We start from the raw sequence: 2,393 nt of genomic DNA, 5'->3' as shown, positions 1-2,393 counted from the left end.
GAGCAGCTCGGCGGCTACCCCGTCGTCGTCCGTCCGTCCTTCACGATGGGCGGCGCCGGTTCCGGCTTCGCGCACGACGAGGAGGAGCTGCGCCGCATCGCCGGCCAGGGCCTGACGCTGTCTCCGACCACCGAGGTGCTCCTGGAGGAGTCGATCCTGGGGTGGAAGGAGTACGAGTTGGAGCTGATGCGCGACAAGCACGACAACGTCGTGGTCGTGTGCTCCATCGAGAACTTCGACCCGATGGGTGTCCACACGGGGGACTCGATCACCGTCGCCCCGGCGATGACGCTGACCGACCGCGAGTACCAGGTGCTGCGGGACATCGGCATCGCGGTGATCAGGGAGGTGGGGGTCGACACCGGCGGCTGCAACATCCAGTTCGCGGTGGACCCCGAGGACGGCCGGGTCATCGTGATCGAGATGAACCCGCGCGTCTCGCGCTCCTCGGCCCTCGCCTCCAAGGCCACCGGTTTCCCGATCGCGAAGATCGCGGCGAAGCTGGCTGTGGGTTACACCCTGGACGAGATCCCGAACGACATCACGCGGGAGACGCCGGCTTCGTTCGAGCCGACGCTCGACTATGTGGTGGTGAAGGCGCCGCGGTTCGCGTTCGAGAAGTTCCCGCAGGCCGACTCGACGCTGACGACCACCATGAAGTCGGTGGGTGAGGCGATGGCGATCGGCCGGAACTTCACGGAGGCGCTGCAGAAGGCGCTGCGCTCGCTGGAGAAGAAGGGCAGCCAGTTCACCTTCGTCGGTGATCCCGGCGAGCCTGACGACAAGGGGCGACTTCTTGAGGCCGCGGGGCGGCCGACGGATGGGCGGATCAACACCGTGATGCGGGCGATCAGGGCGGGTGCCACGCCAAAGGAGGTCTTCGAGGCGACGAAGATCGACCCGTGGTTCGTGGACCAGCTCTTCCTGATCAAGGAGATCGCGGACGATCTGGCGGGCGCCGTCGAGCTGACGCCCGAGTTGCTGGCGGAGGCGAAGCGGCACGGGTTCTCGGACCAGCAGGTCGCGGAGATCCGGGGCTTGCGTGAGGACGTGGTGCGTGAGGTCCGGCATGCGCTGGGTATCCGGCCGGTCTACAAGACGGTCGATACGTGTGCGGCGGAGTTCGCGGCGAGGACGCCGTACTTCTACTCGTCCTACGACGAGGAGAACGAGGTGGCGTCGCGGGAGAAGCCCGCGGTGATCATTCTGGGGTCGGGTCCGAACCGGATCGGGCAGGGCATCGAGTTCGACTACTCCTGTGTGCACGCCTCCTTCGCGCTGTCCGATGCCGGGTTTGAGACGGTGATGGTCAACTGCAATCCGGAGACGGTCTCGACGGACTACGACACCTCCGACCGGCTGTATTTCGAGCCGTTGACGCTGGAGGACGTGCTGGAGATCGTTCACGCGGAGCGGCAGGCCGGTCCGGTGGCGGGTGTGGTGGTTCAGCTGGGTGGGCAGACGCCGCTGGGTCTGTCGCAGGCGTTGAAGGACAACGGGGTGCCGATCGTGGGCACGTCGCCGGAGGCGATCCATGCGGCCGAGGACCGGGGCGCGTTCGGCCGGGTCCTGGCGCAGGCGGGCCTGCCCGCCCCCAAGCACGGCACCGCGACGACGTTTGCCGAGGCCAAGGCCATCGCCGACGAGATCGGCTACCCGGTCCTGGTCCGCCCGTCGTATGTGCTGGGCGGACGGGGGATGGAGATCGTCTATGACGAGACGCGTCTGGAGTCCTACATCGCCGAGTCCACCGAGATCAGCCCGTCCCGGCCGGTCCTGGTCGACCGGTTCCTGGACGACGCGATCGAGATCGACGTCGATGCTCTCTACGACGGCGAGGAGCTCTACCTCGGCGGGGTGATGGAGCACATCGAGGAGGCCGGTATCCATTCCGGTGACTCGGCGTGCGCGCTGCCGCCGATCACGCTGGGCGGCTTCGACATCAAGCGGCTGCGGGCCTCCACGGAGGCCATCGCCAAGGGGGTCGGTGTCCGGGGCCTGATCAACATCCAGTTCGCGATGGCCGGCGACATTCTGTACGTCCTGGAGGCCAACCCGCGTGCGTCGCGCACCGTGCCCTTCACCTCGAAGGCGACCGCGGTGCCGCTGGCGAAGGCGGCCGCCCGGATCTCCCTGGGCGCGACGATCGCCGAGCTGCGAGCGGAGGGGCTGCTGCCGGGCCAGGGGGACGGTGGTGAGCTGCCGTTCGACGCGCCGATCTCGGTGAAGGAGGCGGTGATGCCGTGGTCGCGGTTCCGTGACATCCACGGCCGGGGTGTGGACACCGTCCTCGGTCCGGAGATGCGTTCCACCGGTGAGGTCATGGGCATCGACTCGGTGTTCGGGACGGCGTATGCGAAGTCCCAGGCGGGTGCCTATGGTCCGCTGCCGAC

The 2,393-nt window shown here is 67.9% G+C and carries 1 protein-coding gene; it reads left to right on the top strand.

Annotated features, from left to right (window positions below; translation table 11 throughout):
• A partial coding sequence (gene carB / locus IPZ69_RS46650) for a carbamoyl-phosphate synthase large subunit (RefSeq protein ID WP_235461003.1) occupies positions 1-2,393 on the top strand: 2,393 nt, incomplete at both ends.

The sequence above is a fragment of the Streptomyces olivochromogenes genome, assembly GCF_021538895.1.
GTDB classification, from domain to species: Bacteria; Actinomycetota; Actinomycetes; order Streptomycetales; family Streptomycetaceae; genus Streptomyces; species Streptomyces olivochromogenes_A.
Note: the sequence above shows the minus strand (reverse complement) of the source record. Positions and strands in the feature narration are given on the sequence as shown.